The sequence below is a fragment of the Kitasatospora sp. GAS204B genome (genome assembly GCF_029892155.1).
Taxonomy (GTDB): domain Bacteria; phylum Actinomycetota; class Actinomycetes; order Streptomycetales; family Streptomycetaceae; genus Kitasatospora.
Genome location: NZ_JARZAG010000027.1, coordinates 39,012 through 60,364, shown reverse-complemented (window position 1 = coordinate 60,364; position 21,353 = coordinate 39,012). Strand labels below are relative to the sequence as shown.

General features: G+C 71.9%; 23 protein-coding genes. 11 read left to right on the top strand and 12 right to left on the bottom strand.

Translation table 11 applies throughout. The features are described from left to right. Positions 1-42: 42 nt before the first annotated feature. From P3T41_RS29680 to P3T41_RS29670, 3 genes are all read right to left on the bottom strand, one after another. Positions 43-1,365 carry a S53 family peptidase gene (locus tag P3T41_RS29680; protein WP_280693637.1) on the bottom strand — a complete coding sequence of 441 codons (1,323 nt, stop codon included), beginning with the start codon at positions 1,363-1,365 and terminating at the stop codon, positions 43-45. A gap of 81 nt (positions 1,366-1,446) precedes the next feature. Further along, positions 1,447-1,986 carry a GNAT family N-acetyltransferase gene (locus P3T41_RS29675; RefSeq protein ID WP_280693636.1) on the bottom strand — a complete coding sequence of 180 codons (540 nt, stop codon included), beginning with the start codon at positions 1,984-1,986 and terminating at the stop codon, positions 1,447-1,449. A gap of 53 nt (positions 1,987-2,039) precedes the next feature. Beyond that, on the bottom strand, positions 2,040-3,092 hold the full coding sequence (locus P3T41_RS29670) for a serine/threonine-protein kinase (protein WP_280693635.1): 1,053 nt from the start codon (positions 3,090-3,092) through the stop codon (positions 2,040-2,042). 274 nt (positions 3,093-3,366) lie between these two features. On the opposite strand from P3T41_RS29670, the gene P3T41_RS29665 reads away from it, so the two are divergent. After that, the gene (locus tag P3T41_RS29665; protein WP_280693634.1) at positions 3,367-3,600 is read left to right on the top strand and encodes a phosphopantetheine-binding protein; all 234 of its coding nucleotides are present in this window, start codon (positions 3,367-3,369) and stop codon (positions 3,598-3,600) included. 47 nt (positions 3,601-3,647) lie between these two features. After that, the gene (locus tag P3T41_RS29660) at positions 3,648-5,327 is read left to right on the top strand and encodes an amino acid adenylation domain-containing protein (protein WP_280693633.1); all 1,680 of its coding nucleotides are present in this window, start codon (positions 3,648-3,650) and stop codon (positions 5,325-5,327) included. A gap of 104 nt (positions 5,328-5,431) precedes the next feature. Here P3T41_RS29660 and P3T41_RS29655 read toward each other — a convergent pair whose 3' ends face one another. The 3 genes from P3T41_RS29655 to P3T41_RS29645 form a co-directional block, all read right to left on the bottom strand. Continuing rightward, positions 5,432-5,779: a YrdB family protein gene (locus P3T41_RS29655; protein ID WP_280693632.1), complete on the bottom strand. Its 348-nt coding sequence runs from the start codon at positions 5,777-5,779 to the stop codon at positions 5,432-5,434. A gap of 175 nt (positions 5,780-5,954) precedes the next feature. After that, a complete protein-coding gene (locus P3T41_RS29650) occupies positions 5,955-6,992 on the bottom strand; it encodes a ketoacyl-ACP synthase III family protein (RefSeq protein ID WP_280693631.1) in 1,038 nt (345 codons plus the stop codon). 200 nt (positions 6,993-7,192) lie between these two features. Then, positions 7,193-7,975 (bottom strand): DUF3632 domain-containing protein, encoded by a 783-nt coding sequence (locus P3T41_RS29645; RefSeq protein ID WP_280693630.1) that lies wholly within the window; start codon positions 7,973-7,975, stop codon positions 7,193-7,195. A 127-nt stretch (positions 7,976-8,102) separates the two neighbouring features. Between P3T41_RS29645 and P3T41_RS29640 the strand changes: the two genes are divergently transcribed. Next, a complete protein-coding gene (locus tag P3T41_RS29640; RefSeq protein WP_280693629.1) occupies positions 8,103-8,693 on the top strand; it encodes a hypothetical protein in 591 nt (196 codons plus the stop codon). A 34-nt stretch (positions 8,694-8,727) separates the two neighbouring features. On the opposite strand, the gene P3T41_RS29635 is transcribed toward P3T41_RS29640, so the two are convergent. Further along, complete coding sequence (locus tag P3T41_RS29635) at positions 8,728-8,949, bottom strand: DUF6126 family protein (protein WP_280693628.1); 222 nt, start codon at positions 8,947-8,949, stop codon at positions 8,728-8,730. Beyond that, positions 8,946-9,299, bottom strand: coding sequence for a metalloregulator ArsR/SmtB family transcription factor (locus P3T41_RS29630; RefSeq protein WP_280693627.1), 354 nt, complete (start codon positions 9,297-9,299; stop codon positions 8,946-8,948). The genes P3T41_RS29635 and P3T41_RS29630 overlap by 4 nt, the downstream gene beginning before the upstream one ends. Positions 9,300-9,509: 210 nt before the next feature. Here P3T41_RS29630 and nagB point away from each other — a divergent pair, with 210 nt between their 5' ends. After that, positions 9,510-10,292 carry a glucosamine-6-phosphate deaminase gene (gene nagB / locus P3T41_RS29625; RefSeq protein ID WP_280693626.1) on the top strand — a complete coding sequence of 261 codons (783 nt, stop codon included), beginning with the start codon at positions 9,510-9,512 and terminating at the stop codon, positions 10,290-10,292. A gap of 60 nt (positions 10,293-10,352) precedes the next feature. Here nagB and P3T41_RS29620 read toward each other — a convergent pair whose 3' ends face one another. Next, the gene (locus P3T41_RS29620) at positions 10,353-11,108 is read right to left on the bottom strand and encodes a maleylpyruvate isomerase family mycothiol-dependent enzyme (RefSeq protein ID WP_280693625.1); all 756 of its coding nucleotides are present in this window, start codon (positions 11,106-11,108) and stop codon (positions 10,353-10,355) included. 52 nt (positions 11,109-11,160) lie between these two features. Here P3T41_RS29620 and P3T41_RS36980 point away from each other — a divergent pair, with 52 nt between their 5' ends. Further along, positions 11,161-12,534, top strand: coding sequence for a 2-dehydropantoate 2-reductase (locus P3T41_RS36980; protein ID WP_348533706.1), 1,374 nt, complete (start codon positions 11,161-11,163; stop codon positions 12,532-12,534). Positions 12,535-12,687: 153 nt separating this feature from the next. On the opposite strand, the gene P3T41_RS29605 is transcribed toward P3T41_RS36980, so the two are convergent. Further along, entirely contained in the window at positions 12,688-13,401 is a 714-nt protein-coding gene (locus P3T41_RS29605; RefSeq protein WP_280693624.1) for a transglycosylase family protein, read from the bottom strand. Positions 13,402-13,917: 516 nt separating this feature from the next. Here P3T41_RS29605 and ctaD point away from each other — a divergent pair. The 4 genes from ctaD to P3T41_RS29585 all read left to right on the top strand — a co-directional run bounded on the left by ctaD (position 13,918) and on the right by P3T41_RS29585 (position 17,229). Further along, complete coding sequence (gene ctaD / locus P3T41_RS29600; RefSeq protein WP_280693623.1) at positions 13,918-15,603, top strand: cytochrome c oxidase subunit I; 1,686 nt, start codon at positions 13,918-13,920, stop codon at positions 15,601-15,603. Further along, positions 15,600-15,989, top strand: coding sequence for a cytochrome c oxidase subunit 4 (locus tag P3T41_RS29595; RefSeq protein ID WP_280693622.1), 390 nt, complete (start codon positions 15,600-15,602; stop codon positions 15,987-15,989). Before ctaD ends, P3T41_RS29595 begins: the two co-directional genes overlap by 4 nt. 4 nt (positions 15,990-15,993) lie before the next feature. Beyond that, positions 15,994-16,443 carry an HIT family protein gene (locus P3T41_RS29590; RefSeq protein ID WP_280693621.1) on the top strand — a complete coding sequence of 150 codons (450 nt, stop codon included), beginning with the start codon at positions 15,994-15,996 and terminating at the stop codon, positions 16,441-16,443. A gap of 102 nt (positions 16,444-16,545) precedes the next feature. Continuing rightward, positions 16,546-17,229, top strand: coding sequence for an NAD(P)-binding domain-containing protein (locus P3T41_RS29585; protein ID WP_280693620.1), 684 nt, complete (start codon positions 16,546-16,548; stop codon positions 17,227-17,229). Between the two features lie 73 nt (positions 17,230-17,302). On the opposite strand, the gene P3T41_RS29580 is transcribed toward P3T41_RS29585, so the two are convergent. Next, the gene (locus tag P3T41_RS29580; protein WP_348533705.1) at positions 17,303-17,884 is read right to left on the bottom strand and encodes a DJ-1/PfpI family protein; all 582 of its coding nucleotides are present in this window, start codon (positions 17,882-17,884) and stop codon (positions 17,303-17,305) included. A 145-nt stretch (positions 17,885-18,029) separates the two neighbouring features. Between P3T41_RS29580 and P3T41_RS29575 the strand changes: the two genes are divergently transcribed. Both P3T41_RS29575 and P3T41_RS29570 read left to right on the top strand, forming a co-directional pair. Beyond that, complete coding sequence (locus P3T41_RS29575; RefSeq protein ID WP_280693619.1) at positions 18,030-18,545, top strand: DUF664 domain-containing protein; 516 nt, start codon at positions 18,030-18,032, stop codon at positions 18,543-18,545. Between the two features lie 73 nt (positions 18,546-18,618). Next, positions 18,619-20,055: an APC family permease gene (locus P3T41_RS29570; protein WP_280693618.1), complete on the top strand. Its 1,437-nt coding sequence runs from the start codon at positions 18,619-18,621 to the stop codon at positions 20,053-20,055. Between the two features lie 45 nt (positions 20,056-20,100). On the opposite strand, the gene P3T41_RS29565 is transcribed toward P3T41_RS29570, so the two are convergent. Next, positions 20,101-21,303: an ROK family transcriptional regulator gene (locus P3T41_RS29565; protein ID WP_280693617.1), complete on the bottom strand. Its 1,203-nt coding sequence runs from the start codon at positions 21,301-21,303 to the stop codon at positions 20,101-20,103. Between the last annotated feature and the right edge of the window lie 50 nt (positions 21,304-21,353).

The following is a 21,353-nucleotide window of genomic DNA, read 5'->3' as shown; positions in this document are numbered from 1 at the left end:
ACTCTCTGACAGAAGTTGACGGACCGTCACAGCACTGCCGGGTCAGTGCAGGTGTGCGATTGCCTGGACCAGCTTGGCGGCGTCCACGGTGCCGACACCGGTCGTCTGGTCGTAACCAGGGCCCGCGGTGTAGCCGTTGGGACCGGTGCTGCCGGTGGTGACGTCCACCAGCCCGGACGAGTGCCGGGTGTAGAGGTGGTACAGGTCCTGGTCGATCACGCCGAGGCGGTGGCCGGCGGCCTGGTCGGCCAGCGCGACGACGCCGGCGAAGAGCGGGGAGGACTCGCTGGTGCCCGCACCGTCCGCCGTCCAGCCGGTGTTGGCCGGGTCGAAGCTGGAGTACAGCCAGAGCGCGCCGTTGGGCGAGCCCGCCATGCTGATGTCCGGGGTGCCGCGGTGGTCGCCGACCACCGAGCGGACCGGGTCCTGGTAGCCCGGGCGGGCGAAGACCTTGGAGAGCTCGCCGCCGCTGCCCGACCAGGCGGCGTCGGGGGCGGTCCTGGCGCCCTGGTCGTCCAGGTGGAGCTCGGTGCCGCCGACCGCCGTGACCAGCGGGTCACCGGCCGGCCAGGCGGCGTCCAGCTTGGTCGAGTCGCCGCCGCCGTCGCCGGAGCTGGCGGTCAGCGTGACGCCGTGCTTCGAGGCGTTGGTGAAGGCGTAGCGCAGCGTGGTCAGGCTGGTGTAATCGCCCTGGTCGAAGCCCGGGAACATCCCCTCGCTGGTCGCCCAGCTCATCGACACCACGTCCGCCTGGCCGTTGTTCACCAGGTGGTTGATGCCGCTCATCATCTCGGGCACGCCGACCGCGCCCTCGGTCTCCGAGACGCCGGTCTCCAGCAGCACGATCCTCGCGCCGGGCGCGACGGCGTGTGCGGCCTCCACGTCCAGGGTGCTCTCGCTCGCCCAGCCGTCCATGTCGGCGTTCTTCGGGTCGAAGGCCGGGACCTGCCCCCACTGCACCACGTCCACCTGGCTGCTGGCGATGCCCCACTGCGCCGACCAGACGTCCAGGTCGTGCTGGATGGTCGGCGAGCCGAACGAGTCGACGATCACGATGGTCCGCCCCTGGCCGGTGATCCCGTGCTGGTAGAGCGGGTCGAGGTCGTAGGCGGTGCGGTACTGGAGCGGCGAGTAGCAGGCACGGTGCAGTTGGGTCAGGCAGTCGCTGGTGGGCAGCGGTGCGGCGAGCACCGGGTCGTCGGCCGGGCTCGCGTGCCGCAGCGGGTGCACGGCGAGCCGGGCGGACCACGGGGCCGCGGCGGCCTGGTCGGCAGTGGCGGTGGACTGGCTGACCGTCGGCAGCAGGGCGAGCGCGAAGGCCCCTGCGGTGGCGGCAACGAGTCGCAGGCGGGCGGACACGGGCACGGCGGTTCCCCTCCCAGATGACACAGCGGAGCAGTTGAGGTGTTCAGGCCACAGCATCCACCTCCTGTTGTCAATGACCTCTCAGCCGCGGTGCGGGGCCGTGGGGTTGGCGGCCAGCCGCAGGTCGACGTAGCGGATGCTGTCGCCCGGCAGCAGATAGCGCTCGAGCTCGACGAACCCGTGGTGTTCGGCGAACCGCAGTCCGTCCGCGTTCGACTCCAGGACGACCGTCTCGATGACGGCGGCGCCGAGCGTTCGCGCCTGCGCCAGCCCGTGGTTGTAGAGCTGCTCGCCGATGCCGTGGCGCCGGTGGGCGGGGAGCACCCGGGCGATGACGGTGGCCGTGGCGGCCTCGCCGGCGGGCGTCTCGCCGGCGGCCGCTTCGCCGGTGGGCGGCCGGACCGTGGAGCAGCCCACCAGGAGCTCGCCGAGATACGCGACCGCCAGGTGATTGCGCCCGCTGCGCTCGCGCACGGCGTCGAGGGAGAGCGGGTCGGTGGGGATGATCAGGTTGTGGACGTAGCGCCAGTCTTCGAGCATGGCGTCGCCGTCCGCCCGCTCGATGCGGAGCTCGATGGTCTGCGAGTCGTGAGAGTTGTGAGAGTTGTGAGAGGTGGGCATCGCAGCAGGAAAGCGGTGGCCGGTAGGGGGCGTCAACCGGGTTTGCGGCCGGCTCACCGCTTGGGGATGATCTCCACGACGGCGAGCGAGGTGCCACCGACCGCGGCCAGTCCGATCGCGGTGGCGATGGCGAACTCCCGCCAGCCGCTCTTGCGGGTCGCTTCGGGCTCGGGTGCGGTGCGCAGGACGACGGTCTCCGGGCGCGGCGCCGGCTGGACCGCGGTGGCCTGGGCCGTCACAGGTGGCGGTGTCGCGGACGGCGGTGTCGCGGACGGTGCCGCGAGGGCCCGGGCGTGCAGCGCTTCCAGCTGCGCCGCCGCCTGCTGGGCCGTGGGGCGGCGTTCGGGGTCCTTGTGAAGCAGCGACTCCAGCAACGGCCCGAGCGGCCCCGCGTGCTGCGCCGGCGGGAGCGGCTGCTGGGTGATGGCGAGCCAGATCGACGGCAGGGACGGGCCGTTGAACGGCGGCTCCCCTTCGAGCGCGGTGTAGAGGGTGGCCCCCAGCGACCACAGGTCGCCGGCGGTCCCCACCGGCGTGCCCTCCAACTGCTCGGGCGGCATGTACTGCGGCGTGCCGATCATCATCCCGCTCTGGGTGAGCTGGGTGCTCGCGTCCAGCACCCGGGCGATGCCGAAGTCGGTGACGACGGTGCGCCGTTGGGCGAGGAAGACGTTGTCCGGCTTCATGTCGCGGTGCACGATGCCGGCCTGGTGGGCATGCGCGAGCGCGTCGGCCAGGTCGGCGCCGAGCGCCGCGACCCGCTGCCAGGGCAGCCGGCCCTGCTCCTTGAGGACGGCGGCGAGCGAGTTGCCGGCGAGCAGCTCCATCACGATCCACGGCGCGCCGTCCTGCTCGACCACGTCGTGCACGGTCACGATCCCGGGGTGGTTGAGCGCCGCCGCGGCCCGCGCCTCGCGCACCGCCCGTCCGGTCAACTCCCGGTGCTCCTCGGGACTCAGGTGCACGGGGAGGAAGACCTCCTTGACCGCCACCGCCCGCCCGAGCGTCTCGTCCCGCGCGCGCCAGACCCGGCCCATGCCGCCCTGGCCGATGGCCTCCGCCAGCCGGTACCGGCCGCCCACCACGTTCCCCGTTGTCCCCGCCACGAGGGATCAATATAGCGGGGCCGGTCGACCGGTACCGAACGTCACCCGGCGCACCGCCCGCGGACAGGGAGTCCGGTGCCACGGTGCTCCTCGGATCGGACCGACTCATCGCGCCCGCCGCCGATGTGGCCCGGCCCGAGCGCGATTCGAGCAGCAGCCGACACCCTCGGAAGTCCTCCCGCGCGTGCGTTCGGTGACCACCGGGCACCAGGAGGGCCCGTCACACCGATGAGGACCGGGCAGGCACCATCCGCGACCGACCGAAGGGTTCACCATGCTGACCAAGGACGACTTCATCCGGATCGTGCGGGACGATCTCGCCCTCCCGATGAACGGCATCGACCTGACCACCGCGCTGGACTCCGACCGCAAGGTCAGCTGGGACTCGCTCCACATGCTGCGCCTGGTCGCGGCCGTGGAGCGCGAGACGGGCACCCGGGTCCCGGTCGGCCGCCTGCTGGAGGACCGCAGCCTCACGGCGATCTACCGCAGGATCTCCGAGGCCTGAGCCCTGCCCGGCCCAGCAGGACGAACCGGACTGGATGAGGAGAGACCATGACCGCTGACCGGACTCGCAGACCCGCGCCCGACGCGTCCGAGCCACTGACCACCGCCCCGCCGTCCCCCACCGCGCTGCCTGCCGACCCGCCGGCCGCCAACTCGCCGGCCGGCACCGTGCATCCGCTGATCCACGAGGCGGTGGCCCGCCAGGCCGAGCAGCACCCCGGGTCCACCGCGATCGTCTTCCGCGCGGATCGCATCAGCTACGCCACCCTGAACGCGGCGGCCGATCACTACGCCGAGCAGCTGGCCGCGCTGGGCGTCGGGGCCGGCGCGATCGTCCCGGTCCAACTGCCGCGCACCCCGCAGTTGGCCGCCACCCTGCTCGCCGTCCTCAAGTGCGGTGCGGCGTACGCGGCGTTCGACCACCGCTGGCCCACCGAGCGGGTGGACGGCCTGCTCGACCAGCTGCACTCCCCGGTGTTCGTCACCGGCAACCGGCCCGCCGGCGTCCAGGCCGAAGCCACGGGTGCGGGCGGCGGGCGACCGCTCACCGTCTGGCAGCCGCCGGCCGAGCCGCTGGAGGTCTCGGCCGGCGCGGGCGGTACGGTTCCGCCCTCCGACATCGGGCCCGATGACGCGGCCTGCGTGTTCTTCACCTCCGGAACCACGGGCAGCCCCAAGGGAGTCGTCTCACCGCACCAGGCGACCACCCGACTGTTCGGCCCCGACGGCCTGCGCGGCTACCGCGCGGGCGGCGTCTCCCCGCAGTCGGCGCCGTGCGCCTGGGACGCCTTCAGCCTCGAGCTGTGGGGCATGCTCGTCACCGGCGGGACCACGGTGATCGTCGAGGACGACTACCTCCTGCCCGGCGCGCTGCGAGACATCGTGAAGTCGGCAGGCGTCGACACGGCGTTCTTCACGTCCTCGCTGTTCAACCTGTTCGTCGACATGGACATCGACTGCTTCGCGGGGATGGGGCAGATCTACACCGGCGGTGAGCGGCTCTCCCCCGCCCACGTGCGCCGCTTCCTGGCGCAGTACCCCGGCATCGCACTGTTCAACGCCTATGGGCCGGTGGAGAGTTGTGTGTTCGCCACGATCCACGAGCTGGGTCCGGAGGACTGCGAGACCTTCGGCGGCATCCCGATCGGCCGCCCGGTCGCCGACACCGAGCTCTACGTCGTCGACGGCGGTCGGCTCTGCGAGCCGGGCACCGAGGGCGAGATCTGCATCGGCGGGGCCGGCCTGGCGATCGGCTACCTGGAGCAACCCGAGCTCACGGCCGAGAAGTTCGCGCCGATCACGGTGAACGGAACGCCGGTGCGGGTCTACCGCACGGGCGATCTCGGCTTCCTGGACGCCGATCAGGTCCTGCACTTCCGCGGGCGGGCCGACCGGCAGGTGAAGGTCCGCGGCTACCGCATCGAGCCGGGCGAGATCGAGAACGCCGCGATGAAGGTCGAGGGCGTCCGCAGCTGCACGGTGGTGCCGGTGCCCGGCCGGACGGCGGCCTGGGAACGGCTCGCCCTGTTCTACACCGCCACCGCCGACACCGCCGCCACCGCACCGGCCGAGGGCGAGTCCGACGACCCGATCGGGCTGGCCCGCACGCTCGGCAAGCGCCTGCCGCCCTACCTGGTCCCGGACACCGTCATGATGGTGGAGAAGTTCCCGGTGACCGTGAACGGCAAGATCGACAACCAGGCACTGCTGGACTCCCTGCCGGCCTGAGGCCTGACCGGGGAGACCAGGGAATGACGGTGGCGCAGGAGCCGATGCTCCTGCGCCACCGTCATTCCCTGATGATCCGTCAGAAATCGTTGTGGGAACGGGTTTCAGGCCGACTGGTGCCACACCCGGATCAGCACCGCGTTGATGACGTACAGCACGAACAGCACGGCCGCCGGCACCACCCGCCCGGCGGCGTACAGCGCGAGCGCGCCCAGGCCGAACCAGACGACCTCGAAGGCGATCCGGACGGCACCGTGCAACGGCACCGCCGCCGAGGGCGACCCGAAGACCGCCCACACGACGATGAACAGCAGCGGTCCGCCGATCCCCAGCAGGAACTTGACGGCCGACTTGGAGCTGAAGGTGAATCCCCACAGCCCGACCGAGAACAGGACGGCGAGTTCCAGCAGGAACGCCAGCGTGAGGTTGATGGCCTTGGCGGCGGTGAGCATGGCTGCCTCCATGGGCAGAAGAGGGCGGTCGGAACGGCCGGCACCCCGGCGAGGGGCACCGTACCGGACCGACCGCGGTTCGAGCACAGTCTTTCCGTGAACAGGCATGGTGAATCAGTTGAACTGACGCAGCGTCACCAGGAGATCGGGGAACGTCACCGCGTCGGGGCGACGATCACCAGGCCGGAGTCTCGAGCACTTCGAGCACCGCGACGGTCCACATGAACCCGATCCCCGCACCCGCGGTGACGACCAGGTCGCCCGGCTTGGGGCGCCCGGTCTCGAACAGCCGGTTGAGGCCGATGATCTGGTCGCCGCCGCCCATGTGCGCGTAGTCCAGGCCCCAGTCGTAGACGGTGGTGTCGGGGTCCAGGCCGAGCGCGCCGTGGAAGCCCCACTCGATGATGGTCTTGCACATGTTGGCGTGGATGAACCACTGCGTACCGGCCAGGTCGGTGTCGGCCTCCGCCAGCGCCTGCTTGAGCACGGCACCGAAGTTCTCGTTGATCTTGGCGATCGTCTGGTCGTAGGCGTCCTCGTTGCGGCTCAGCCAGTGGCGCTTGCGGCCGGCCAGGTCGGCGGGCTTGCCGTCGTAGAAGGGCGCCTCGGTCCAGGCGTCGTCGCCGCGGTACAGCGGTTCGAGCGACGCGTCGGCGCGGCTGACGCTGGAGCGGACCTTGGCGAAGCCGCCACGGGTCGAGAGCACCAGCGCGCCCGCGCCGTCGCCGTACACCACCTGCTCATCGGCCTTCCAGCGGTCCCAGTACGGCAACTTGAAGGAGTCACCGGTGGTGACCAGAGCCGCGCCGCCCTCCGGCCGGGCGGTGATCCAGGAGGCGGCGACCTCGGCGGCGGCGAGGCCGCTGTTGGAGCCCTGGCGCACCTCGAAGGCCGCGCCGTGGCCGCCGACGGTCTCGTTCTGCACGTAGTGGGCGGGGGTCCAGACGTCCTGACCCTGGTGGCCGACGCTGGCGTGCACCACCAGCCGGAACTCCTCACTCGCGATGCCGGAACGCCCGACCGCCGTACGGCCGGCCGCCGCCGCCATCACCGGCCCGGTCTCCTCCGCGCTGGCCACCCGGACCGCGCGGTACCCGTTGGCCTCGCACTCACCGGCACCGTAACGGCCGTCGGCGACGGCCTGCTCAGCGGTATAGACCTGCTCGGGCAGATAGGCGCCGAGACCGGCGACGTAGAGATTCTCCCAACGCATGCTGCGCTCCAGATTCGTGGTGACTGCGGTCGCTCCGAGTCTGGCGGCCCGCGCTATAGCCAGACTCGGGCGCAAACCCGCAGCCCCGGGCCGCTGCGCACGGGTCGAGCGCCGGCGGCCCCGAGCGGCCCGACCCTACGAAAAGTCGGCAGCAGGGCCGGTGTTGCCCGATCCGGCCTGGCCCAGGTCGCCCAGCGCGGTCAGGTACCCAGGTACCGCAGCGCCGCCCGTGCCTCGTCGGCGCCGGCCTCCGTCCCGGCCGCCAGCTCCGTCAGCCGGGCGCGCCAGAACTCCCACCGCTCGACGGTGAACCCTCCCTCGGCCATCCCGCTGTCCGTGCACAGCTTGCCCAGGCGACCGGCCTGCCCGTCGAACGACCGCCGCCGGCGCGCGAGGCCCGCGAGCAACGCACCGCAGTGCTGGAACCATGGGACCACCCCCCTCGGGTCGGCCAAGTTGACCGGCGACTCCTCCTCGAGGCAATCGCGCAGCGTCCAGATCGCGTAGAGCGAGAAGTCGATTCCGGCGGCGGTCAGGCGCGCCGCGAATGCGTTCAGGTTCACCCAGACGTCGACATCCGAGAAGCCGGGCGTCTCGGCCCCCATGTCCAATGCCTCGCGCATCTGCGCGCCGAAACACGGAAGGTCGACAAACACCTTCGTCTCCCAGACGACACAGTCCTGCTGCCCCTGATCACGAGTGAGCACCCCCTGTCGCTCGATCCCGGTCAACAGGTCGACAAGCCTGTCCTGGACAGTGCCGGACGACGACTCCCGGGCCGCCGTGATGACGGGCTCCCAGGCCGCCCACAGCAGCCCCTCGATCGTGTCGATCGCGGATTCCTCGGCCTGGTCGTCCACGAAGGCCGAGCGCATCGGCGCGACGAATCGAGCAACGGTCTCGTCCAGCCCGGCGGCCGGTGTCGCTCGGAGGTACCCGCTGAGAAGTTCCTCGTAATAGCGCGAAGCCGTGTCGTAGTCCATGGTGTCGGCCACCGTAGCAACGGCCGGTGGCGGACGAAGCGGAGGGCCCCGGCCTCCGCGGAGGCGGAGAAATGCCTGGTCGGACCTCCCTGGTCGGGCGTGCGGCCCTGGGGGCACAATCGTGCCCATGACGCATTCGGAGGAACCGCAGATCGGCGCGGCACCAGCGAACGCCGACTCCGCCTGGATCGGCTTCGTCCGCAGCACCGTCGCGCAGGTCACCGAGCACGCGCCGGGCAAGGAGCTGGTCGGGCCGATCGCCTACGCGGTCGACGCCGCCTGGCGGGTGATCGCCTACAACGACGCCTTCGCGGACGCGTTCACCGGGCGGCGGGTGCCCGAGAACATGTTCAAGTGGATGGTCTGGGACGGGCGCGACCAGCTGCCCGAGCACGACCGCTACTGGGTGCGCCGAGTGGTACCGCAGCTGGACAGCCTGCTGGAGGAGTTCCCGGACCAGCCCGAGCTGGTGGAGCTGGCGCGGTGGACCGAGCGGACCGTGGGCGGCCCGCTGCGGCTGGCCGGCCGGACCGGACCGGACGGCGAGATCCGGCCGCTGATCCACGCCCGCTACGGCTTCGGCTCGCTCTGGATCGGCGCCGCCTCGCCGATGACCCCGTTGGGGCGCGTGGTCTTCGCCCACTTCTACGCCGGCGCGACCCCGGACGACGTGCGCGCGCTGCTGCGCTCCCCGGAACCTCGGCAGGGCGCGGCCTGAGGGCGGCGGGGCCTGGGGTGGGTGGCCGGCGCGGTCAGTGCCGGTGGCTGCCCAGGTAGAAGAGCAGCATCACGAAGAACGCGAAGAAGTGCGTGCCGGCGATGTAGATGCCGGCCCGGATCAGCGCCGCCTTGCGCTTGCTGTTCTCGTCGCGGATGGTCTCGTTCACCGGGTTCGCGGCACTCGCCGGGTTCGCCTCGTACGCCGGACTCGCCTCGTACGCCGGACTCGCCTCGCTCACGGGATTCGCCGTCACCGGACTCGCTCCTTCGCCTGGCCGGCCCCCGCGCGCAGCTGCACCAGCAGGTGCTCCTGGTCGGCGATCATCTCGGTCAGGATCCGCCGCGCCGCCCGCAGCAGGTCGGCCACATCCGGGGTGCTCAGCGCGTAGACCACGGTGTTGCCCTCACGGGTGGCGGTCACCAGGTTGCTCCGGCGCAGCACGCCGAGTTGCTGGGAGAGGCTGGACGGCTCGATCTCGATCGCCGCGAGCAACTCGCGCACCGGGCGCGGCCCGTCCTGGAGGAGTTCGAGGACCCGGATCCGCGCCGGGTGGCCCAGGGTGCGGAAGAACTCGGCCTTGGCCTGGTACAGCGGAACCGGCATACCCGTCCTCCTCGCGACACGTCGGGCGTCAGCTTCTCCGAACTTGAAGAATTCTTCAAGTCGCGCCCCGCCCGATCACGCCACCGGCCGCCCGACCTGACAGAACCCGGGCGCGACCATCGCCGGGCTTTCGAAGCGCCCCTGGACTGCGCTAAACTTCCAGAGATTGGTCTAGACCACTACATACACGCTTTCGGACGGTTGGTCAAGATGGAGATTGTGATCGTTCCCGACGCCGCCGCGGGCGGTGAGCTGATCGCCGAGGCGATCGCGGAGCTGCTCACCGGCAAGCCCGACGCGCTGGTCGGCGTGGCCACCGGGTCGACGCCGCTGCCGATCTACCGGGCGCTGGCCGCCAAGGTGCGGGCCGGATCGCTGGACGTGTCGCGCGCCCGGATCTGCCAGCTCGACGAATACGTCGGCCTGCCCAAGGGGCACCCCGAGTCCTACCGCTCGGTCGTGCTGCGCGAGGTGCTCGAACCGATGGGCATCACCGCGGACGCCTTTCTCGGCCCCGACGGCTCCGCCGAGGACATCGCGGCGGCGGCCGCGGCCTACGACCGCGAGCTCGCGGCGGCCGGCGGCGTGGACCTGCAGCTCCTCGGGATCGGCACCGACGGGCACATCGGATTCAACGAGCCGTGCTCCTCACTCGCCTCGCGGACCCGGATCAAGACGCTCACCGAGCAGACCCGGGTCGACAACGCCCGGTTCTTCGACAGTCTCGACGAGGTCCCGCACCACGTGATCACCCAGGGCATCGGCACCATCCTGGAGGCCCGCCACCTGGTGCTGCTGGCCACCGGCGAGGCCAAGGCCGAGGCCGTCGCGCAGGCCGTCGAGGGCCCGCTCTCCGCGCTGGTCCCGGCCTCCGCGCTGCAGTTGCACCCGCACGCCACCGTGGTGGTGGACGAGGCGGCGGCCGCCCGCCTCAAGCTGGCCGACTACTTCCGGGCCACCTACGCGGCCAAGCCGGCCTGGCAGTCGATCTGAGCCGTCCGCCCGCGGAGCCACCGCCCTGATGCTGCGTCAGGCCCACAGCCTGACGCAGCATCAGTTCCAGCCGGGGAACGGCGGCAGCGGCCAACTCGGCGGCTCCGGCAACGGCGCGTCCGACACCAGCGCCGCACCGCCCGTGCGCCCGGCGAGCCAGCCGAGCAGGGCGTGGCCCGAGCCGCTGACCACCAGGCCGGACGGCGCCAGGGTCCAGCGGCGGCCGAGATCAACGGCAGCCACCTCGCCGACCGGGAACTCGCGGGCGGCCAACGCGGCGAGCGTGTCCGGCAGCGCCCACCTCACGTACGCCTCGGGCCAGTCGGCCGGCCGGTAGCCGAGGTCGAGGTCGACATGGTGCGTCTCCAGCTCCCGCCAGCAGCGATACAGGGTGAACCAGGCCGGGTGCCGCCAGCCCGCGAGCGCGGTGACCAGGTTGTCCCACCGGTCGGCGGGCATCGCCGCGGCGTCCTCGGCCAGCCGGTCCAGCCGATCGCGCAGCTCGCCCACGAGCGCGGCGGCGGGCCGCGCCGCGCCGTCCCGCAGGGCGCCGACCGGCGTCGCGTCATCGGCCCGCCGGGTGGGCTCGACCCCGGTGCGGGCCAGCGCCAGCAGCCGCAGGTACGCCTCGGCGGCGCCGGCCAGATGCGTGATGACCTGCTCGCGGCTCCACCCGGCCAGCGTGGACGGCGCGCGGAGCTCCGCGTCGTCCAGCGCCACCGCGGCGGCGACCAACCGGGCTGCGGAGTCGGTCACTTCCGCGAGCAGCTGAGGCGGATCGAGCACGAGGGACGGATCGGACCACATCGTCGGCATGGCATCGGAGCTTACCGATGATCCACTTGATCGCTACCGTGGCCTGGTGATCATGACCAACGACTCTCCGACACCACAACCCCTGAGCACCGGACCGCGGCTGAACCCGGGCAGCACCTCCCGCCTGACGGTGGCCGTCCTCGGACCGGGCGGTGTCGGCGGACTGCTCGGCGCGCTGCTCGCCCGCGACGGGCACCACGTCATCTGCCTGGCCGGCGAGCGGACCGCCGACGTCATCCGCCGTGACGGCCTGCGGGTGACCAGCGGTCAGTACGGCGACTTCACCGTCCCGGTCGAGGCCGACACCGAACTGCGCCGACCGGTCGACCTCGCCTTCGTGACCGTCAAGCAGCCCGCCCTGCCCGCCGCCCTCGACCGGCTCCCGGCACGGCTGATCGGCCCCGAGGGGATCGTGGTGCCGCTGCTCAACGGCCTCGACCACCTCCCGGTGCTGCGCCGGCACTACCCGGCCGACCAGGTCGTGGCCGGCACCATCAAGGTCGAGACCACCCGCACCGCGCCGGGCCGGATCGCCCACACCAGCCCCTTCACCACCCTCGAACTGGCCGCCCCGCTCGACGCGCTGGCCGCCCGGCTCCGGCACGCCGGGCTGACGGTGGCGCTGCGGACCGACGAGCAGGCGATGCTCTGGGACAAGCTCGCCTTCCTGGCCCCGTTCGCCCTGCTGACCACCCGTCACCAGGCCTCCATCGGCGCCCTTCGGGGGCAGCACCGGTCCGAACTGCTCGCCGTGCTCGACGAGGTCACCGCCGTGGCCCGCGCGGCGGGCGCACCGGTGACCGCCGAGTCCGTGCTCTCCTTCTTCGACCGCGCCCCGGCCGCGATGAACTCCTCGATGCAGCGCGATGTGGCTGCCGGCCGCCCGATCGAGCTCGACGCCATCGGCGGGGCCGTCCTGCGGGCCGGTGCCGCGCACGGGATCGACACCCCGCTCCTCGCGTGCCTGGTCGCGGAGCTGAGCTCGGCTCCGGCGGCGGCAGCGGGCGTCCGGATCACCAGCCTGGACCACCTGGTGCTGACCGTGGCGGACGTCGAACGGACCATCAGCTTCTACCAGCGCGTGCTGGGCATGCGGCCGGTGACCTTCGGCGCGGGCCGCCGCGCGCTGGCCTTCGGCAGCAGCAAGATCAACCTGCACCAGGCCGGCCACGAACTGCTCCCGCACGCCGCCCGCCCGACCCCCGGAAGCGCGGACCTCTGCCTGATCACCGACACCCCGCAACAGCAGGTCGTGGCGCACCTGACCGCCTGCGGGGTACCGAAGGAGGAGGGCCCGGTGCCGCGCACCGGCGCCCAGGGGCCGATCACCAGCACCTACCTGCGCGACCCCGACGGCAACCTGGTCGAGATCAGCACCTACGACAGCACGCCGGGGCACCCGGGAGCCGGCGATCACGTCCAGTAGCGCGTCGGGCCGGCCGCTCCGCCGCTCCCCTGTGCTCCCAGGGGCCGTGGCGTGAACCTGAACTGACGAACAGTCACCTATGAGTACGCAAGCTGCCCCCTGTCCCGCGCGGGACAGGGGGCAGCTTGCGTGACGGGTGGTCCGAGCGTCAGATCAGAGGCTCAGGACCTGGCCCGGCAGGATGACGTCCGGGTTGGTGCCGATGGTCTGGGCGTTGGCGGCGTACAGCTTGGCCACGGTAGTGCCGTGCGAGGCCGCGATGGCGCTCAGCGTGTCACCGCTCTTGACGGTGTAACCGCCGGCGGCAACCGGGGCCTGCTTCTGGACCGGCGCCGACTGCACCGGAGCGGACTGCTTCGGGGCGGCCTGCTGCTTCGGCGTCGCCTGCTGCACCGGGGCGGCCTGCTGCGGCGCCGGGGCCGCGGTCGCCGTCGAGCCGGTGGTGGTGTCGACCTGCGCCGCCGGGCCGCCCGCCGTCAGCCCGGCCTTCACCGAGCACACCGGCCATGCGCCCGGACCCTGGTCCGCCAGCACCTTCTCCGCCACCGCGATCTGCTGCGCCGGCGTCGCCTGGGCGGCGGAGGCCGCGTACTGGGTACCGCCGTACGCGGCCCAGGTGCTCGGCGTGAACTGCAGACCGCCGGAGAACCCGTTGCCCGAGTCGATCGACCAGTTCCCGGTGCTCTCGCACTGCGCCACCGCGTTCCACGTCGACGTCGACGCCGCCGAGGCCGCGTTCGCCGTCACGAGACCCGCCACCGGCAGGACGGCGATCGCCCCACCCAGCACCGCCAGCCGCACTCGCGAGCGCTTGCCGGCCTTCTTGGCAGTAGTGGTGGTGGCGGTGTTCTCGTTACGGAAAGTCAAAGGATCTCCCTCATCGCTGGTCTCCGGGCAACCGCGCGCACGGAACCACACCCCACGAACCAACCGAGGACGGTTCCCGCACGACCCGCCCCGGCCCGGGAAACCCACGGGCCCCGGGGCGGTCCCGGGTGGCGCTCACTGCGCCGAGAACGAAGCTACGCACCCCCCGCGCCCCGATCAACCACATCGAAACATCCCAGGTCACGCCCCATTACCCCCGGGAACCAAGCCACCAATCCGCCCCAAACCACCGGAATCCAGGCAAATCGACCCCGCCGCCTTCGCCTGAAAGTGGCGCACGCCACCCCGGATCGACCACCCAGGGCGATCAGCTCGACACCGCTGGTCAGAAAACGGCCCCCTTGTGGCCCCCGGCACACACCTGCCCGCCGTCCGAGCTAACCGCGCCGTCCCGCTGGCGCTGCGCCACCTCGCGGCGCCGCCGCCGGGACCAGCATGGTCCCGACCCGCCGAGCCCTCGGCCCCACCAAGCGCCCCAAGCCCCCAGGAGGCCGGATGACCGTCGTGGAGGAGCCGGAGCGGCAACTCGCCCCCGGCACCGCGACCCGCCTGCGCCACGGCAGCACCGTCCTGCGCTGGCTGAGCACCACCGACCACAAGGAGATCGGCAGCCTCTACCTGACCACCTCCTTCGGCTTCTTCCTGGTCGGCGGCGTGTTCGCGATGGTGATGCGCGCGGAACTGGCCCGCCCGGGCGAGCAGTTCGTCACCAGCGCCCAGTACAACCAGCTCTTCACCATGCACGGCACGATCATGCTGCTGCTCTTCGCGACCCCGACCTTCACCGGCTTCGCCAACTGGATCATGCCGTTGCAGATCGGCTCGCCGGACGTGGCCTTCCCGCGGCTGAACGCTTTCACCTACTGGGTCTTCCTGTTCGGCGGGCTGATCGTGCTCAGCGGCTTCTTCACCGCCGACGGCGCCGCCGCGTTCGGCTGGTTCGCCTACGCCCCGCTGAACAGCGTGGTCCACTCCCCCGGCACCGGCGGCGACCTGTGGATCGCGGGGCTGGCGGTGGCGGGTCTCAGCACGATCCTCGGCTCGGTCAACTTCATCACCACCATCGCCTGCCTCCGGGCGCCGGGGATGACCCTGTTCCGGATGCCGATCTTCACCTGGAACGTGCTGCTCACCTCGATCCTGGCGCTCTTCGCCTTCCCGGTGCTGACCGCCGCCCTGCTGGTGCTGCTCTCGGACCGGCGGCTGGGCTCGCAGGTCTTCGACGCCACCAGCGGTGGTGCGCTGCTCTGGCAGCACCTGTTCTGGTTCTTCGGGCACCCGGAGGTGTACATCGTCGCGCTGCCGTTCTTCGGGATCATCAGCGAGATCCTGCCGGTGTTCAGCCGGAAGCCGATCTTCGGCTATCTCGGGCTGGTCGCGGCGACCATCACGATCGCGGGGCTCTCGGCGGTGGTCTGGGCGCACCACATGTTCGTCACCGGACAGGTGCTGCTGCCGTTCTTCTCGCTCACCTCCTTCCTGATCGCGGTGCCGACCGGGGTGAAGATGTTCAACTGGGTGGGCACCCTGTGGCGGGGCTCGCTCTCCTTCGAGACCCCGATGCTCTGGGCGATCGGCTTCCTGGTCACCTTCCTCTTCGGCGGCCTCAGCGGGGTGATGCTCGCCGCGCCGCCGATCGACTTCCACGTGTCCGACTCGTACTTCGTCGTGGCTCACATGCACTACGTGCTCTTCGGCACGGTGGTCTTCGCGACCTTCGGCGGCTTCTACTTCTGGTGGCCCAAGTTCACCGGGCGGCAGCTGGACGAGCGGCTCGGCCGGCTCCACTTCGGCCTGCTCTTCGTCGGGTTCCAGACCACCTTCCTGGTCCAGCACTGGCTGGGCGCCGAGGGCATGCCACGCCGGATCGCCGACTACCTGCCGTCCGACGGCTTCACCACCCTGAACACGATCTCCAGCGCCGGCGCCTTCCTGCTGGGGCTGTCCACGCTGCCGTTCCTCTTCAACGTCTGGCACACCGCGAAGTACGGGCGCCGGGTCGAGTCGGACGACCCCTGGGGCTGGGGCCGCTCGCTGGAGTGGGCCACCTCCTGCCCGCCACCCCGGCACAACTTCCACGCGCTGCCCCGGATCCGCTCGGACAGCCCGGCCTTCGACCTGCACCACCCGGGCAGCACCAGCGAGGACACCGACATGCTCACCAGGGAGCCCCGGCCATGAGGTTCGAGGCCTACCTGTTCGCCGGCATCGCCCTCTTCTTCGGCGTGATCGGCGGCATCTACGACTGGCTCGCGCACGAGCCGGCCGGCAAGGGCACGCTCGCGTTCGCCTTCCTGATGTCCGCGCTGATCGCCGTCTTCTTCTTCGTCCAGTCGGTGCGCCACGGCCCCCGCGCGCAGGACCGCCGCGAGGTCGAAGTGGCCGAGACCTCCGGACCGCTCGACTTCTTCCCGCCGCAGAGCTGGTACCCGCCGCTGCTGGCCGCCGGCGCGGGCGTGTCGGCGCTCGGCCTGGTCTTCGGCGTCTGGCTGCTGCTGATCGGCGCGGGGATCACGGCCGCCGGCGTCGGCGGGTTCGTCTTCCAGTACGTCAACCGGGGCGGCTGAACCGATGGACTGCAGCTTCTGCGCCCTGATCGCGGACCCGGCGGCGCCGATCCACCAGGCCTTCCGGGACGACGTCGCGCTGGCCTTCCTGGACCACCGGCCGCTCTTCCCCGGCCACCTGCTGGTACTGCCGGTGCGGCACGTCGCCACGCTCACCGACCTGCCGCCCGAGCTGGTCGGCCCGTTCTTCGGCCGGGTCCGGCTGCTGACCGAGGCCGTCGAGCGGGCGACGGCGGCCAAGGGCTCGTTCGTCGCGATGAACAACCGGGTCAGCCAGTCGGTGCCGCATCTCCACGTGCACGTGGTGCCGCGCAACCCGAAGGACGGGCTGCGCGGTTTCTTCTGGCCGCGCCACCGCTACCGCGACGAGGCCGAGGCGCGGCGGATCGCCGAGCGGATCGCGCGGTGCTCGGCCGAGTTGCTGCGCAGCGGCTCGGCCGACCCGGACGCCTGATCCGTACGGCCGACCCGCTCTACTGAACCGCTCGGCTGATCCGTACGGGTGATATGACGCTGCGTCAGGAATACCGTCGCCCGCCCCGGCACTGTCACCATCATGGCTACTCTTGGACTGATCGGCAGTGGACACATCGGCGGCACCCTGGCCCGGCTCGCGGTCAACGCGGGCCTGGACGTGGTGCTCAGCAACTCACGCGGGCCCGAGACCCTCGCCGGCCTGGTGGCCGAACTGGGCCCGCGGGCCCGCGCCGCGACTCCGGCGCAGGCGGCCGAGGCGGGTGACTGGCTGGTGGTGACGATTCCGCTGAAGAACTCCTTCCAGCTGTCCGCCGCCCCGCTCGCCGGCCGCCTCGTGCTCGACACCGGCAACTACTACCCCGAGCGTGACGGGCACTTCCCCCGACTCGACTCCGGCGAGACCACCAGCAGCGAGCTGGTCCAGGAGCACCTGGCCGACTCCCAGGTGGTCAAGGTCTTCAACAACATCTACTCCGGCCACCTGCTGGCGCTGGCCCGTCCCGCCGGCGCCCCCGACCGCTCGGCGCTGCCGATCGCGGGCGATGACGCCACGGCCAAGGAGCGGACCACCGCCCTGCTCGACGCCCTCGGCTACCTCGCGGTGGACGCGGGGCCGCTCTCCGCCGGCTGGCGGTTCCAGCCCGGCACCCCGGCCTACGGCCTGCCCTACCTCAAGGACCAGAGCTCCCGCCTCGACCTGGACCCGGGCCACCCCGCCGACATCGCCACCATCAAGGAGGCCCTCGCCGCCGCCACCCGATAGCCCGCCAACCACTCAGTCGGCCCCGCCGGTGCTGCGCGACAGCCGGCCGCACCGGCGGCGACTCCCCACCCGCTCACCTGCCCCAGGGCCCCAGCCTGCCGCGCAGCCTGGCGCACTCGTTGACCAGCGCGTCGGTGAAGAGCGGCAGGTCGGCGCTCTTCCGACTGGTGATCAGCGGGCCCTGGCCCGCCTGGCAGGTCCGCACCTGCTCGTTCACCCAGGCCGCGCCCGCGTTCTCCAGGTCGGTGCGCAGGGTGGGCCATGAGGTCAGCGTCCGCCCGCGCACCGCGCCTGCCTCGATCAGCAGCCAGGGCGCGTGGCCGATCGCCGCCACCGGCCTGCCCGCCGTGCAGAACGCCCGGACGAAGTCCACCGCGGCGGGCTCCAGCCGCAGCCGGTCCACACCGACCAGCCCGCCCGGCAGCACCAGGGCGGCATAGTCGGCGGCGTCGCTCTCCTCGACCACCGCGCCCACCTCGAAGGTGTCCGCCCGGTCCAGCTCCCGGTAGGCGAGCACCCAGCCGGGCCGGGTGGCGAGCAGCCGCGGTGTGCCGCCCGCCTCCAGCACCGCCTGCCACGCGCCGGCGAGCTCCCGCTGCTCGACGCCCTCGGCGGCGGCCAGAAACGCGATCGTCAGTCCCCGCAGAGTGATCACCGGCCCGACACCTCCTCGCCCCGCTCCCTGCCATCCTCCCCCCCTTACCCGCGAGCGTGACACGCGGACTCACCCGGTCGGCCCCGATCGACCACGGGCGCGACGGGGGATGCCTGCTGCACCAAGCACGGCGAAAGGAATCGAGATGGAGAGCGCGGACCTGTTGGCCGATGCCTTCGACCGGGTCAAGGAGGCCGTCCACGAGGCGGTCCAGGGCCTGGGCCCGAAGCAGCTGACGGCCAGGCTGGACCCGGATGCGAACTCGGTGGCCTGGCTGATCTGGCATCTGACCCGGGTTCAGGACGACCATCTGGCCGAGCTGATGGACGTCGAGCAGGTCTGGACGGCGGACGGCTGGCGGGAGAAGTTCGACCTGCCGTTCGCGCCGGAGGTGATCGGCTACGGCCAGAGCTCCGCCCAGGTGGCCCAGGTCCAGGTGACCTCCCGCCGGCTGCTGACCGGCTACTACGACGCCGTGCACCGCCGAAGCCTGGGCTTCGTCCGTACCGTGACCGCCAAGGAACTGGACCAGGTGGTGGACGAGCGCTGGACGCCACCGGTGACGCTCGCGGTACGGCTGGTGAGCGTGATCGCGGAGGATCTGCAGCACGCGGGGCAGGCGGCCTTCATTCGTGGCGTCCTGCTCCGTCGCAGCTCTTGACTGCTCTAGTTAGGAAACTTAACTTATGGACACCCATCCCCCGCGTGCACCGCCCTGATCCCTGGAGTCCCCCGTGTCCGCGACACTCAGCAGACGGATAGGCCTGTTCCAGGCCATCGCCATCAATATGAGCCAGATGTGCGGGATCGGTCCCTTCGTGACGATCCCGCTGATGGTCGCCGCGTTCGGCGGCCCGCAGGCGATCATCGGCTGGCTGGCCGGCGCGGTCCTGGCGCTGGTCGACGGCCTGGTCTGGGCCGAGCTCGGCGCCTCGCTGCCCGGCTCCGGCGGCAGCTACGTCTACCTGCGTGAAGCGTTCCAGTACCGGACGGGCCGGCTGATGCCGTTCCTCTTCGTCTGGACCGCGATGCTCTTCATACCGCTGATCATGTCCACCGGGGTGGTCGGCTTCGTCCAGTACCTCGCCTACCTGTGGCCGCACATGACCAAGCCCCAGGGCGACCTGGTGGGCCTGGCGATGATCGTGCTGGTCACCCTGCTGCTCTGGCGCCGGGTGGAGCGGATCGCCAAGCTCGCCACGGTCATGTGGGGCGTCATGCTGGCCGCCGTCGGCGCGGTGCTGCTCGCCTCCTACACCCACTTCTCGCCGTCCCGCGCCTTCACCTGGCCCGCACACGCGGTGGACCTGACGCACGGTCACTTCTGGCTCGGCTTCGCCGCCGGTCTGACCATCGGCATCTACGACTACCTCGGTTACAACACCACCGCCTACCTCGGTGCCGAGATCAAGAACCCGGGACGGGTGATGCCGCGCTCGATCATCTACTCCATCGTCGGCATCATGGTGATCTACCTGCTGCTGCAGATCGGCGTGCTCGGCGCGCTCGACTGGCACCAGATGCTCGACCCGAACTCGATCGCCTCCACCTCGGTCGCCTCCGCGGTACTGCAGGCCACCTGGGGCAAGTCCGCCGCCGACGTGGTCACCGTGCTGATCCTGGTCACCGCCTTCGCCTCGGTGCTGACCGGCCTGCTCGGCGGCTCCCGGGTGCCGTACGACGCGGCCCGCGACGGGGTGTTCTTCCGCTCGTACTCCCGGCTGCACCGCAAGCACGAGTTCCCGACCCTGGGTCTGCTCACCATGGGCGTGGTCACCGCGATCGGCTTCCTGATCGGCCGGCACACCGACCTGAACACGCTGATCAACCTGCTCACCACGGTGATGGTGATCGTCCAGGCCTTCGCCCAGGTGCTCGCGGTCACCGTGCTGCGCAAGCGTCAGCCCGACCTGCGGCGGCCGTACACGATGTGGCGCTACCCGCTGCCCAGCCTGGTCGCGGCGCTCGGCTGGGTGGCGATCTACGGCTACGCCGACCGCAACGCGCCCGGCTACCACCCGATCGAGTGGTCGCTGGCCTGGGTCGCGGCGGGCGGGGCGGCGTTCGCGCTCTGGTCCCGGTTCGAGCGGATCTGGCCGTTCGGGCCCAAGGAGATCCGCGAGGAGTTCCGCAACGCCGACGTCGAGTCGGAGCTGCCCGTGGGCGCCTGACCCAGGGCCTCGGGACGAGCCCGTCACGAGACCCGTCGAAGGGCCCTACCCCACCGCCGCCGTCCGCCGCTCGAAGACCTCCGCGCGGGCGCCCAGCAGGGCGGTGGCCAGCGCGCCGCGCAGCACCGCCTCATCCCCCAGCAGGCTCGCCGCCAGGCGCGGCCGCAGCGGGCTGAGGCGGTGCAACTCCTCCTCCAGCGGGTCGATCAGCAGGTCGGCCCCGTTGCCCAGACCGCCGCCGAGCACCACCAGGTCCGGATCGAGCACGGCGGCCACCACCGCGACCGCGTAGGCGAGTTGCCGGGCCTCGCGGAGCACGGCGGCGCGCGCGGCCGGATCGCCGGCGCGGGCCGCCTCGAAGACCCGCTTGGCGGTCAGACTCCCGCCCAGGCCCAGTTCCCGTGCCGAGCGCACCACCGACTCGGCCGCGGCCGTGCCCTCCAGGGTCTGCCGCCCGCCCATCAGCGGCAGCAGCCCTATCTCTCCGGCCGCGCCGCTGGCGCCCGGCTGCAGCTCGCCGCCGACCACCACACCCATGCCCAGGCCGGTGCCGATCAGCAGGTAGACGAAGACCTTGCTGCCCGCGCCCGCGCCGTCGGCGTACTCGCCGAGCGCGGCGAGATTGGCGTCGTTGTGCAGGCTGATCCTGGTCTCCAACCCCGCCGCCAGGCGCTCGAAGAGCCCGCGCCGGCCCCAGCCCGGCAGGTTGCCGGCGTAGTGGACCCGGCGCTGCGACTCGTCCCAGACGCCCGGCGAGCCGATCGCCGCGTGCACCACGTCACCCGGGCGCAGGCCGGCCTGCTCGGTGGCCTCGCGCGCGGCGGCCACCACCGCGTCCGCCACGGCGTTGGCGCTGCGGCCGCGGTTGGGCACGTCGCGGCGGGCCAGGATCCGGCCGTTCAGGTCCGCCACCGCCACCCGCAGCCGGGCCCGCCCGATGTCCACCCCGAGCACGTGGCCGGCCTGCGGATCGGGCTCGTAGAGCACCGCGATCCGGCCGCGCTCGGGCGCCAGCAGCCCCGCCTCGCGGGCCAGCCCGGCGCGCTCCAGCATCGCCAGCGCGGCCGAGACGGTGGGCTTGGACAGCCCGGTGTCCCTGGCCAGTTGGGCCCGCGACAGCGGGCCCGCGGAGCGCAACCGCTCCAGCAGCAGCCACTCGTTGTTGCTGCGCAGCCGCTGCCGGTTCCAGGGCTGCGCCGCCTGCGGCCCACCCTGCGAACCGGCACCCGTCGCCGGGCGGGTGCTCATCGATGCCTCCGGGCCGTTGCCGTGCTCTCGTCGTTCTGCCGCAGCCACTC